Below are 12,073 nucleotides of genomic sequence, written 5' to 3' on the forward strand. Positions count from 1 at the left end.
CTTTTCATGCCGCCGGACAAAGCAGGCATAATACCGCGCCTTTACCCGTCAACCGGTAGCCCCGTGAACCCAACGCCCGCTGTGAATACCTTGCGCCCCTCGGCATGTCCGGGGTTGCTGCGTATTGTCCAGGCGCTGGACGGCGGTATTTGCCGGATCAAATTGGCCGGTGGTTCGATCAGTGCCGCCCAGGCCCATGCCGTGGCGGACGCAGCCCAGGCCTATGCGGGCGGAGTGATCGAGGCGACCAACCGCGCCAACCTGCAGATCCGCGGCATCGGCGCCGAGCAGCAGGCCCTGATCGCCATGTTGCTGGCGGCCGACCTTGGGCCGAGCAACGCCGCGGGTGACGACGTACGCAACCTGATGCTCAGTCCCAGCGCCGGTATCGACCCGCTGATGCTGTTCGATACCCGCCCGTTGGCCGCGCAGATCCTCGCCACCTTGCAAACCCATCCGCGCTTTCATCAACTGTCGGCCAAGTTCGCCGTACAGCTCGATGGTGGCGAAGCCCTGGCGATGCTTGAACATCACCATGACCTGTGGCTTTCGGCGTTCGTGCGCGATGGCCAGACGCTGTTGGCATTCGGCTTGGCTGGCTGCCCGGGGCTGGATGCGCCCGTGGCGGCGGTGCCGTTGGACCAGGGCCATGCCTTGGTGGTGGCGGTGCTGGAAGCCTTTCTCGACCTGGCGACGCCCGAGCAAACGCGCATGCGCCATCTGGCTGTGGATAACGTAGTGAGCCGCCTGGGCCTGTCGCTGCTGCCGGCGGAGGACTTCCAGCGCCCGGCCAGTGGCGCGCTGCTGCATCTGGGAAGTTATCCACAGGCGCAGAAAAACCAGTTCTACGTCGCGGCCGTCGCACCATTGGGCCGCCTGGATCCGCTGATGCTCAAGGGCGTCGCGCAGCTGGCCAGCGAGTACGGCGACGGAACGTTGCGTTTCACGCCCTGGCAAGGGGTGTTGCTACCCAATATCGAACGCCCTGTCGCGGTGGCCGAACGCTTGGCGCAGTTGGGCTTTCTCTGCTCTATCGACCAACCCCTGGCCCGCATGATCGCCTGTACCGGTTCCAGCGGCTGCGGCAAAGGCCTGGCCGATACCAAGGTCGATGCGGTGCAACTGGCGGCCCTGCAACCCGGCGTCGAGGTGCATCTGTCCGGCTGCCCGCGCTCCTGCGCCGCGGCGCACACCGCATCGGTCACTTTGCTGGCGGTGGGCCCCGGCCACTACGACCTCTATTTTCGCGACGCAGCCCAACCCGGTTTCGGCCGGCTGCACGCGCGCACTCTTTCCATTGAAGCGGCGGGCGCCTTGCTGCGCGCTCGCCCACGGAGCAACACCGATGATTGATTACATCCGCGACGGTCAGGAGATCTATCGCAACTCCTTCGCCATTATTCGCGCGGAAGCCAAGTTGGAGCGCATTCCGGCTGACTTGGAAAAACTCGCGGTGCGGGTGATTCATGCGTGCGGCATGGTCGAGGCTATCGATGGCCTGCAATTCTCCGCAGGCGCAGGCAAAGCCGGGCGCGATGCATTGGCCGCTGGCGCACCGATTCTGTGTGATGCGCGGATGGTGTCCGAAGGCGTGACCCGTGCGCGCCTGCCAGCCAATAACGAGGTGATCTGCACCCTGCGTGACGATGGCGTGCCGGAGTTGGCACGCACACTGGGCAACACCCGCTCCGCCGCCGCCCTGGAACTGTGGCGACCGCACCTGGAAGGCAGTGTGGTGGTGATCGGCAACGCGCCGACCGCGTTGTTTTACCTGCTGGAAATGCTGGATGCCGGCGCGCCGAAACCGGCATTGATCCTGGGTTTTCCCGTGGGCTTCGTCGGTGCCGCCGAATCCAAGGCGATGCTGGCGGCGGATAGCCGTGGCGTCCCGTTCGTGATCATGCAGGGTCGCTTGGGCGGCAGTGCCATGGCCGCCGCGGCAGTCAATGCGCTCGCCACGGAGGTCGAATAATGCAGGCACGCGGACGTTTGATCGGCCTGGGGGTAGGCCCCGGCGACCCGGAACTGATTACTCTCAAGGCCCTGCGCCTGCTGCGTGAATCGCCAGTGGTGGCGTACTTCGTCGCCAAGGGCAAGAAGGGCAACGCCTTCGGCATCATCGAGGACCACTTGGTCACGCAGCAAACCCTGATGCCGCTGGTGTACCCGGTAACCACCGAAGTGCTGCCGGCGCCGTTGTCCTATGAACAGGTGATCAGCGACTTCTACGACAACGCCAGTCTCGACGTGGCGGCGCACCTGGATGCAGGACGGGATGTGGCGGTGATCTGCGAGGGCGACCCGTTCTTCTACGGCTCCTACATGTACCTGCATGATCGCCTCGCTGAGCGCTACGAAGCCCAGGTGATTCCGGGCGTGTGTTCGATGCTCGGGGGCGCTTCGGTACTCGGCGCGCCGCTGGTGTATCGCAACCAGAGCTTGTCGGTGCTCTCGGGCGTATTGCCCCATGACGACCTCAAGCGCCGCCTGGCGGATGCCGACGCCGCGGTGATCATGAAGCTGGGGCGCAACTTCCCGAAGGTGCGCCAGGTGTTGGAAGAACTGGGCCTGGCCGGGCGTGCGCTGTATGTGGAGCGCGCCACCATGGCCAACCAGAAGATCGTGCCGCTGGATCAGGTCGATCCGGCGTCCTCGCCGTATTTCTCGCTGATCATCGTGCCCGGTGAAAGGTGGCAAGGTTGATGACTCCGGCGATTGTGATTCTGGGCCAAGGCAGCTTGGCCACCGCACGCAAGATCCAACAGGTTTACCCCGGCGCGTTGATCCACGGTCTGGCTGGACGGGTGGACGGTGCAGACCAGGCTTACAGCGAGTTCGGCGCGACGTTGCGCCAGCTCTACCAACTGGGCACGCCGCTGATTGCGTTGTGCGCCGCCGGCATTGTGATCCGCACCCTCGCGCCGCTGCTGCTGGAAAAGGGCGAGGAACCCGCCGTGCTGGCCGTGGCTGAAGATGGCAGCGCCGTGGTGCCGCTGCTCGGTGGCCTGGGTGGCGTGAACGTGATGGCGCGGGATATTGCTGCGGCACTGGGTGTATCCGCCGCAATCACCACCAGTGGCGAGCTGCGTTTCGGCACTTGCCTGCTCAACCCGCCGGTCGGTTACCAACTGGCCGACATTGAGTTGGGCAAGCGTTTTGTTTCGGACTTGCTGGCCGGCGAAAGCGTGCGCATCGAAGGCGTGGCGCCATGGCTGGACCAGGCCAACCTGCCACAGGACCGACAGGCGCGCCTGGCGATTCATGTAGGCAATGCCGAACGCATCCCGGCGGCCAATGAGCTGCTGATTTATCCGCGCAATGTCTACGTGACCTGCGAGCCCGGCGTGCAGTTGGCTGAGCGTGTGCGCACGGCGTTGCATGAGGCGGGGATCGCTGTGCAAGCCCTGGCCTGCCTGTTGGCCAGTGACCTGCACATGGCCGATGCCTCATTGCATGAGGCCGCGTTGGCGTTGGGTGTGCCGCTGCGCTTTGCCCAGGTGACGCCCGTTGCGGATATCAGCATTACCGTGGCCGAGCAGCCCTTGGATCTGTCACAAGTGGGGCGCCCCCGTGGCCGTCTCGCAGTGATCGGCCTGGGCCCTGGCGCCGCCGAGCTGATGGTGCCGGCGGTCAAGGCCGAACTGGCGCGTTGCACCGACGTGCTGGGTTACGAAACCTACGTGCGCATGGCCGGGCCGTTCCGTGATGATCAGGTGCAACACTGCACTGACAATCGCGAAGAAATGCAGCGTGCGCGCCACGCCTTCGAGCTGGCTTCGCAGGGGCGTTCAGTGGTGGTGGTGTCGTCCGGCGACCCGGGCGTGTTCGCCATGGCCGCTGCGGTGATCGAGGCGCTGCACGAATCCGGCGACCCGGCCTGGCATCAGGTCGACCTGGAAATCCTGCCGGGGGTTTCTGCCTCCCTGGCCACCGCCGCCCAGGCCGGCGCTCCGCTGGGCCACGACTTCTGCGTGATGTCGCTATCGGACAACCTCAAGCCCTGGTCGATCATTGAAAAGCGCCTGGACCTCGCGTCCCAGGCTGACCTGGCCCTCGCGTTCTACAACCCGATCTCGCGCTCGCGGCCCTGGCAACTGGGGCGTGCCCTGGAGATCGTCGCGCTGCATCGCACACCGCAAACCCCAGTGGTGCTGGGCCGCGACATCGGACGCCCCGGCCAGACGCTGCGCGTCACCACATTGGGGCAACTGACGCCCGAGCAGGTGGACATGCGCACCATGGTTCTGGTCGGCTCGTCCACTACCTGCACATTCCCGCGTGCCGGTGGCGGTAAGTGGGTGTACACACCGCGCTGGTACGGCGAAAAACCCGTCAGCTGAAAACGCTCCATTGGCTGCCGGAAAGCTCCGAATGACCCAGGGATTTACCTGGTGTTGTCCGGAGCTTTTTCTTTTTTATGCGATGAAAACCGCAAGTCCCGTGCCCGCGCCCTGTCATTGCTGGGGGACGGTTTTTGGTGGGTGCGGCCAAGGAATGTTTGTCCCATGGAAAACCCTCCCTGCACTGGACTAGGGTGCAAGTAAGCCCCATGTGGGGTGCTTGTGGAGAACTGGAAATGGAGCGACGTCACAGAAGGATCAACAGTAAAAAAAGGCGCAAATTGATCGCTGCCTATAAGCTGCCGGGAGCCCCTGGCAAGCAGGTCGCTTCAAGATTGGATCGCGAGGACGACTGCAATGCGGCGGTGGTCAACAACAGCGTGATTTCCTTCGCCGAGGGGCTGTCTGCGCTGAACCGCGAGTACATTCGCAAAAGCTACCTTCTGGCCAGCAGTTATGTGAGCGATGTGTTGAGGGTCCAACGGGGGACCGAGGCGTGGTACGACGAATTTATCAAGGTCATGATCAGTCTGGGTTGGTTGCCGGTGCGCAGTCGTTTTGAGCGGGTCTCGCGTGCGGGCAAGGGCCTGACGGTGCAACTGGCGGCCCTGAATATCATCGCTGCGATGCTGGCGTCGACGTCGCTGTCGGGGCCATTGGTCAGCGCCTTGCCGAAGTTGGCTGCGGATGCACTGGAAGCGTTGAAGCAGCGGCCGGCATGTTTCGATCTGTTCAAGCGCAATAGCACGGTGCAGCAGGGCGGCGATTTCGGCCTGGCTTCCTGCGCCGAAAACGACGGTGAACTGATGATGGTGCTGGTGACCTACAGCACCCACGGCGTGGACAAACACCTGGGCATGCCCTTCCTGGAATGGGACAGCTCTTCGTTCGAGGCTTTCAGCGGGCAGACCTGCCTGGTGCTGAATACCTCGGTGGTCAATGAAAAAACCATCCAGCTGATGCGTGAAAGCGCCGGCGACAAGGTGCAGCTGGCCATTGCCAAGTACCGGATCTAAGGCACCAGGTAGCCGCGCACACCGGTAAAGATGATTTGCGCGGCCAGGGCGCAGACGAACAAACCCATCAAGCGGCTGACAATCTGCAAGCCCTGGTCGCCGAGAATGCGTTCGATACGGTTGGACAGGTACAGCACCACGCCCACCGTGAGGCTGGCCAGGGCAATGCTGAGAATGGCGGTGAGCTTGTCATCCCAGTGCGGTTGGCTGACGCCCATCACCAGCAATGCGCCAATCGTACCGGGGCCGACGGTGAGGGGGATGGTCAGCGGCACGATGGTCACATCCTGCTGCACGTTGTCGGTCTGCACCGCCGACTTGCCTTGGGCCATGCCCAGGGCGGAGATGAACAACACGCTGCCGGCGCCGATGCGGAACGCATCCACGGTTATGCCGAACACGCTGAAAATTACCCGGCCGAACAGGTAGAGCAGTACGCTCGATACCAGGGTCGCCAGGGCCACCTTCCAGGCCAGGCGCCGACGCTCCTTGCTGGAATAACCACGGGTCAGGCTGATAAAGCAGGACAGCACGAAGAACGGGCTGTAGAGCACCAGCATCTTCAGGTAAACGCTGAATAACACATGGAGCATGGGGGTGGCTCGCGGGCGGTGGAAGTGTGGGCAGTCTATCAGGCGGCAGAGATCAAATGTGGGAGGGGGCTTGCCCTCGATAGCGGTGTGTCAGTAACAAATATGCTGACTGACCCACTGCTATCGGGAGCAAGCCCCCTCCCACATTTGATCGCATTTCAAATTATGAGGACGCATGTTCCGGGCGCTGTTGGCGCTGCGCTACCCAATAGTCCACCAGCTCACGCAACTGCGACAACTCCACCGGCTTGGCCATATGCCCGTCCATGCCGGCCTGGCGCGCGCGTTCCTTGTGTTCCGAGAGGATATGCGCGGTGAGCGCCACCACTGGCGTACGTACGCGTTGGTGGCTGACTTCCCACGCCCGCAGTTGCTGCGTGGCAGAGAAACCATCAAGGATCGGCATCTCACAGTCCATCAACACCAGGTCATAACGCCGGGCTTTCATCGCTTCGAGCGCTTCTTCGCCATTGCTGGCGGTGTCCGGGTTGAGGTTGAGCTTACCGAGCATGCCGCGTATCACTTTGGTGGAGATGCTGTTGTCTTCGGCCACCAGGATGCGGAAATCGCTGGGCACGCTCACGGCTGCCGGTGCGTTGGGGACCGGGCGTGGAAAGGCCGCGCCTTTGCTGCGCTGGGTCAGTTCGTCGGCCAGGGTGGTCTTGAGGGTATAACCGGCCACCGGCTTGGCGAGGATGCGCTTGATCCCGCAATTACGCGCAATGATCTTGCTCGGCGCGTTACTGATGCCGGTGAGCATGATCAGCAGGATGTCATGGTTCAGGCTCGGGTCTTCCTTGATCTTCGCCGCCAGTTGCATGCCGGTCATGCCGGGCATGTTCTGGTCGAGCAGCACCACGTCGAAGTAATCGCGCAGGTGCGCCTTGGTGCGCAACAGGGCCAGGGCCTCCTTGCCGGAAGGCACGGCGCTGACGTTCAGGCCCCAGGCGGTGCATTGCTGCACCAGCACTTTGCGGCAGGTGTCGTTGTCGTCCACCACCAGCACGCGTGCGTCCTTGAGTGGACCGTCGAGGTCGGAGGTCGGATGTTCCAGGCGTTCCGGGTCCAGTGGCAGGGTCAGCCACAAGGTGCTGCCCTGGTGACTGCCGCTCTTGATACCGAACTCGCCGTTCATCAACAGGATCAGTTGGCGAGCGATCACCAGACCCAGGTGGCCGCTCAAGCGCGTCGCCGAAAGGAAGTTCTTGCTGTGCAGTTCACTGTGCAGCAGGGCGTCGCGCTCGGCGGCTTCCATGGGCAGGCCGCTGTCCTGCACGGCAATGCGCAGGCGTGGCTTGGTGCTGCGCTCGTCCAGGGCGACAACGATCAGTACTTCGCCTTCATCGGTCTTGTGCAGGGCGTTTTCCAGCAGGCTCAGCAACGCTTGGCGCAGGCGCGTCGGGTCACCGCTGATCACCCGCGGCACCTGGGGCTGGATAAAGCTGATCAGCTCGACATTCTGCTGCTCGGCCTTGGCGCGGAAGATACTCAGGCAGTCGTCGATCAACGCATTGAGGTCGAATTGCACATCATCCAGTTCGATCTGGCCGGACTCGAGCTTGGAGATATCCAGGATCTCGTTGATCAGGGTGAGCAATTCGTTACCGGCGCTGTGGATGGTCTGCACGTAGTCGCGTTGCTTGACCGACAACGGCGTGCCCAGCAGCAATTCGGTCATGCCCAGCACGCCGTTCATGGGCGTGCGGATCTCGTGGCTGATCTTCGCCAGGAACTCGGCCTTGGCGGCGATCTCGGCGTTGCTGGCTGCCAGGTCGCGGCTGAGGCTGAAGCGGGTTTCGACAATCGCGCGTTGGCGCTCGCCAAGGGCCAGGCTCATTAGCAGGCCGCTGATGCAGATAAAGCCCAGCAGGGTGACGATCAAGCCTTGCGGCGCCACCAGTGTCAGGCCGAGCAGGGCGGGCAGGATGATCAGCGTGCCGATGTTGAACACCACCATCGCCGCCACGAACAGGCGCGCCGGGCGGTAGCCTTTCTGCCAGTGGTAGGCCGAGACAAACAGCATGCTCAGGCCGGCCAGCGCCACCAGGGCATAGGTGATGATGTTCAGTGGCAAGGTATTGACGAACAACAGCAGCAAGCCGCTTAGCACGATCAGCAATATGTCGGCCATCAACAGTTTGTTCAGCGGGTGCGGGCCCAGGGGCATGAAGAAGCGGTAGGCAAACATCAAGCCGCAGGGGGCGGTCAGCAGCAGGGCAAGGTATGCGCCGGGGGTCTGGATCGCATGCCAGTTCGGCAGCCATGGCCCTACCAGGTTGAGGAGCAGCGCCAGGCTGAGCATCAACAGGAGTTCACAGGCGGCCAACCACAGGCTGCTGCGCGAGCGATGGTAGGCGAAGCGCGTGAGGTTGTGCAGGATCAACATCAGCAACACGCCGAACAGCAGGCCGTAGATCAGTGTCTGGTTCTGGTTGGCGGCGGCCAGTACGGCCGGTTCCAGGGTGATGTAGGGGCGCAACTCGTGTTCCGAGACCAGCCTCAGGTACACCTCAAGGGGGCGCGGGCTCTGGGGCATCGGCAGCATGAAGTCGCTGCTGGGCAGCGGGCGATCAGCCTGGGGCTGGCGCGTGCCGGTGGTCTGTTGCTCTACCAGGGTGTCGCCGTCCAGCACATACAGGCTCAGGCTGGACAGGTCTGGCGCAAAGACCCGTAGCACTTGCTCGTGCTTGCCCGGTTGCAGCCTGAAGCGCACCCACAGCGCACCGTCCGGCTGCGCGGCAGTGATCCGGTCCAGTTCAATGGGGCTGAATTGATTGGTGTAGCGGGCAGAACGGATGTCGCTCAGTTGCAGGTCGGCCTGTTCGTCAAGCAATACTGCCCAACCACTGCCTTGCGCGGCGGCCTGGGCCGGGAACAAGCAGAGCAGGGTCAGCAGACTGACTGTAAAACCTATGGCGATCCTGAGCCAGCGCACGGCGAAATCCCTTCGTAGGTTGATTGCACGGGTTAACTATGCGCGGGGCGACATGTGTACGGCAAGGGCCAGAGGCCCTTACCTAACCGAACGGATAGCTACTTGAAGTGTAGCTGCTCAGCTGTTCTCACCACGTTCACGGGCAATGGCGCGGTAGCCAATGTCAGTGCGGTAGAAGCAGCCTTTCCAGTCGATTTTCGCGGCCAGCTTGTACGCCTGCTGTTGCGCGGCATCGACACTGGCACCCATCGCGGTGGCGCACAACACTCTGCCACCTGCGGTTACAACTTCGCCGTCCTTGAGCGCGGTGCCTGCATGGAACACTTTGCCTTCCAATTCGGCGGCCGCGTCCAGGCCTTCGATCACATCGCCCTTGGCATAATCGGCAGGGTAACCGCCGGCAGCCAGCACGATGCCGACGCTGGGACGTGGGTCCCATTGCGCTTCGACCTTGTCCAGCGCCTGGGCCAGTGCAGCTTCCACCAGCAGCACCAGGCTCGATTGCAGGCGCAGCATCACCGGTTGGGTTTCCGGATCGCCGAAGCGGCAGTTGAACTCGATGACTTTCGGGTTACCGGCTTTATCGATCATCAGGCCGGCGTAGAGGAAGCCGGTGTAGACGTTACCTTCGTCGGCCATGCCGCGCACGGTCGGCCAGATCACCAGGTCCATGACGCGTTGGTGCACTTGGCTGGTCACCACCGGCGCCGGGGAGTAAGCGCCCATGCCGCCGGTGTTCGGGCCGCTGTCGCCATTACCGACGCGCTTGTGATCCTGGCTGGTGGCCATTGGCAGCACGTTCTTGCCATCGACCATCACGATAAAGCTGGCTTCTTCGCCGTCGAGGAACTCCTCGATGACCACACGGGAACCGGCGTCACCAAAGGCATTGCCGGCGAGCATGTCGCGCACGGCGTCTTCGGCTTCCTGCAGGGTCATGGCGACGATCACGCCTTTACCGGCAGCCAGGCCATCGGCCTTGATCACAATCGGCGCGCCTTTTTCACGCAGGTAAGCCAGGGCCGGCTCGATCTCGGTGAAGTTCTGGTAGTCGGCGGTGGGGATCTTGTGACGCGCCAGGAAGTCCTTGGTGAAGGCTTTCGAGCCTTCCAGCTGGGCGGCACCGGCAGTGGGGCCGAAACAATCCAGGCCACGACTGCGGAACAGGTCGACGACGCCGGCCACCAATGGCACTTCCGGGCCGACGATAGTCAGGGAAACGTTCTTCTCGGCAAAGTCTGCCAGTTGCTCCAGGGCCAATACGTCGATGGCGACGTTTTCGCACTTGGCTTCGATGGCGGTGCCGGCGTTCCCGGGGGCGACGAAGACTTTCTGGACCCGTGGGTCCTGGGCAACTTTCCAGGCCAGGGCGTGTTCACGGCCACCGCTGCCAATGATCAAAACATTCATTTCAAAAACCTCGGATGACGCAAATTCTGTGAGGCGCCGCAAGTGCGCTTTATGTGGGAGGGGGCTTGCTCCCGATGGCGGTATTTCAGCAGGCTGATTATTTGACTGAGACACCGCTATCGGGGGCAAGCCCCCTCCCACATTTCGATCGAGTTGGATCAGTGGCGGAAGTGGCGCATGCCGGTGAAGACCATGGCGATACCGGCTTCATCAGCCGCTGCAATCACCTCGGCATCACGCATCGAACCACCCGGTTGGATCACGGCGGTCACGCCAGCTTTTGCGGCATTGTCCAAACCATCGCGGAACGGGAAGAACGCGTCGGAAGCCATGACCGACCCCACCACCTGCAAACCGGCGTGTTCAGCCTTGATCGCGGCGATACGCGCCGAGTTCACGCGGCTCATCTGACCGGCACCGACACCGATGGTCTGGCGGTTCTTGGCGTAGACGATGGCGTTGGACTTGACGTACTTGGCCACTTTCCAGGCGAAGATCAGGTCGTTGATCTCTTGCTCGGTCGGCGCGCGCTTGGTGACCACTTTCAGGTCCTGGCTGCCAATCATGCCGATGTCGCGGCTCTGTACCAGCAGGCCGCCGTTGACGCGCTTGTAGTCCCAGGCAGCGGCCCGCTCGGCCGACCACTCGCCGCAGGCCAGCAGGCGCACATTGGCCTTGGCGGCGACGATGGCGCGGGCTTCTTCACTGACACTTGGGGCGATGATCACTTCGACGAACTGGCGCTCGACGATGGCCTTGGCGGTCTCGGCGTCCAGTTCGCGGTTGAAGGCGATGATGCCGCCGAACGCAGATTCGGTGTCGGTGGCGTAGGCCAGTTCATACGCCTGGCGGATACCGCCTTCAGCGTCCGGGCTCACGGCTACGCCGCACGGGTTGGCGTGCTTGACGATCACGCAGGCCGGCTTGACGAAGCTCTTCACGCATTCCAGCGCAGCGTCGGTGTCGGCCACGTTGTTGTAGGAAAGCTCTTTGCCTTGCAGCTGGGTTGCAGTGGCGATGCCCACTTCGGCAGGCTTGGCTTCCACGTAGAACGCCGCGCTCTGGTGCGGGTTCTCGCCGTAGCGCATTTCCTGGGCCTTGATGAACTGGCTGTTGAAGGTGCGTGGGAACTGGCTGCGACCCTCTGTGCTCAGGGTGTCAGCGGCCTGGTTCACAGTGCCCATGTAGTTGGCGATCATGCCGTCGTAGGCGGCGGTGTGTTCGAACGCCTTGAGCATCAGGTCGAAGCGCTGGGCGTAGGTCAGGCCACCGGCCTTGAGGCTTTCCAGAACCTGGGCGTAGTCGCCGGCGTTGACCACGATGGCCACGTCCTTGTGGTTCTTGGCGGCCGAGCGAACCATGGTCGGGCCACCGATATCGATGTTTTCGATGGCGGTCGGCAGGTCGCAGCCTGGCTTGTTGATGGTGGCTTCGAACGGGTAGAGGTTGACGGCCACCAGGTCGATCGGCTTGATGCCGTGCTCGTTCATGATGGCGTCGTCGATGCCGCGACGGCCGAGGATACCGCCGTGAATTTTCGGGTGCAGGGTCTTGACGCGACCGTCCATCATTTCTGCGAAACCGGTGTAGTCCGCCACTTCTACTGCGGCCACGCCGTTGTCCTGCAGCAGTTTGAAGGTCCCGCCCGTGGAGAGGATTTCCACGCCCAGGGCTTCCAGCTCCCGGGCAAATTCGAGGATCCCGGTCTTGTCGGAAACACTGATCAAGGCGCGGCGGATCGGCAGGCGGGTAGTCTGGTCGGTCATTTCAATTTCCATC

9 protein-coding genes are annotated in these 12,073 nt (G+C 62.8%); 5 read left to right on the plus strand and 4 right to left on the minus strand.

The annotated features are described in order from the left end of the window. Nucleotides 1-6 precede the first annotated feature (6 nt). The 5 genes from cobG (at nucleotide 7) to BLU48_RS00100 (ending at nucleotide 5,356) form a co-directional block, all read left to right on the plus strand. Nucleotides 7-1,353 (plus strand): precorrin-3B synthase, encoded by a 1,347-nt coding sequence (cobG, locus tag BLU48_RS00080; RefSeq protein WP_057023372.1) that lies wholly within the window; start codon nucleotides 7-9, stop codon nucleotides 1,351-1,353. Beyond that, nucleotides 1,346-1,972 (plus strand): precorrin-8X methylmutase, encoded by a 627-nt coding sequence (locus tag BLU48_RS00085; protein ID WP_057023371.1) that lies wholly within the window; start codon nucleotides 1,346-1,348, stop codon nucleotides 1,970-1,972. Before cobG ends, BLU48_RS00085 begins: the two co-directional genes overlap by 8 nt. After that, on the plus strand, nucleotides 1,972-2,703 hold the full coding sequence (locus BLU48_RS00090) for a precorrin-2 C(20)-methyltransferase (protein ID WP_057010792.1): 732 nt from the start codon (nucleotides 1,972-1,974) through the stop codon (nucleotides 2,701-2,703). Before BLU48_RS00085 ends, BLU48_RS00090 begins: the two co-directional genes overlap by 1 nt. Next, complete coding sequence (gene cobJ, locus BLU48_RS00095; protein WP_057023370.1) at nucleotides 2,703-4,340, plus strand: precorrin-3B C(17)-methyltransferase; 1,638 nt, start codon at nucleotides 2,703-2,705, stop codon at nucleotides 4,338-4,340. The genes BLU48_RS00090 and cobJ overlap by 1 nt, the downstream gene beginning before the upstream one ends. A gap of 236 nt (nucleotides 4,341-4,576) precedes the next feature. Further along, nucleotides 4,577-5,356 carry a hypothetical protein gene (locus tag BLU48_RS00100; protein WP_057023369.1) on the plus strand — a complete coding sequence of 260 codons (780 nt, stop codon included), beginning with the start codon at nucleotides 4,577-4,579 and terminating at the stop codon, nucleotides 5,354-5,356. Here the strand turns inward: BLU48_RS00100 and BLU48_RS00105 are convergent. From BLU48_RS00105 to purH, 4 genes are all read right to left on the minus strand, one after another. Further along, nucleotides 5,353-5,949 carry a MarC family protein gene (locus BLU48_RS00105; RefSeq protein WP_003171467.1) on the minus strand — a complete coding sequence of 199 codons (597 nt, stop codon included), beginning with the start codon at nucleotides 5,947-5,949 and terminating at the stop codon, nucleotides 5,353-5,355. The genes BLU48_RS00100 and BLU48_RS00105 overlap by 4 nt on opposite strands. A gap of 163 nt (nucleotides 5,950-6,112) precedes the next feature. Then, on the minus strand, nucleotides 6,113-8,884 hold the full coding sequence (locus tag BLU48_RS00110; protein WP_057023368.1) for a hybrid sensor histidine kinase/response regulator: 2,772 nt from the start codon (nucleotides 8,882-8,884) through the stop codon (nucleotides 6,113-6,115). Between the two features lie 117 nt (nucleotides 8,885-9,001). Continuing rightward, the gene (gene purD / locus BLU48_RS00115; RefSeq protein ID WP_057023367.1) at nucleotides 9,002-10,294 is read right to left on the minus strand and encodes a phosphoribosylamine--glycine ligase; all 1,293 of its coding nucleotides are present in this window, start codon (nucleotides 10,292-10,294) and stop codon (nucleotides 9,002-9,004) included. A 158-nt stretch (nucleotides 10,295-10,452) separates the two neighbouring features. Further along, a complete protein-coding gene (gene purH / locus BLU48_RS00120; protein ID WP_057023366.1) occupies nucleotides 10,453-12,060 on the minus strand; it encodes a bifunctional phosphoribosylaminoimidazolecarboxamide formyltransferase/IMP cyclohydrolase in 1,608 nt (535 codons plus the stop codon). Nucleotides 12,061-12,073: the final 13 nt, after the last annotated feature.

It is taken from the genome of Pseudomonas synxantha (genome assembly GCF_900105675.1).
In the GTDB taxonomy this organism is placed as follows: domain Bacteria; phylum Pseudomonadota; class Gammaproteobacteria; order Pseudomonadales; family Pseudomonadaceae; genus Aquipseudomonas; species Aquipseudomonas synxantha.

Coding starts and splice junctions, on each gene's coding strand:
- BLU48_RS00105 (WP_003171467.1), bottom strand. CDS start 5,949: ATGCTCCATGTGTTATTCAGCGTTTACCTGAAGATGCTGGTGCTCTAC.
- BLU48_RS00090 (WP_057010792.1), top strand. CDS start 1,972: ATGCAGGCACGCGGACGTTTGATCGGCCTGGGGGTAGGCCCCGGCGAC.
- purH (WP_057023366.1), bottom strand. CDS start 12,060: ATGACCGACCAGACTACCCGCCTGCCGATCCGCCGCGCCTTGATCAGT.
- cobJ (WP_057023370.1), top strand. CDS start 2,703: ATGACTCCGGCGATTGTGATTCTGGGCCAAGGCAGCTTGGCCACCGCA.
- BLU48_RS00085 (WP_057023371.1), top strand. CDS start 1,346: ATGATTGATTACATCCGCGACGGTCAGGAGATCTATCGCAACTCCTTC.
- BLU48_RS00100 (WP_057023369.1), top strand. CDS start 4,577: ATGGAGCGACGTCACAGAAGGATCAACAGTAAAAAAAGGCGCAAATTG.
- cobG (WP_057023372.1), top strand. CDS start 7: ATGCCGCCGGACAAAGCAGGCATAATACCGCGCCTTTACCCGTCAACC.
- purD (WP_057023367.1), bottom strand. CDS start 10,294: ATGAATGTTTTGATCATTGGCAGCGGTGGCCGTGAACACGCCCTGGCC.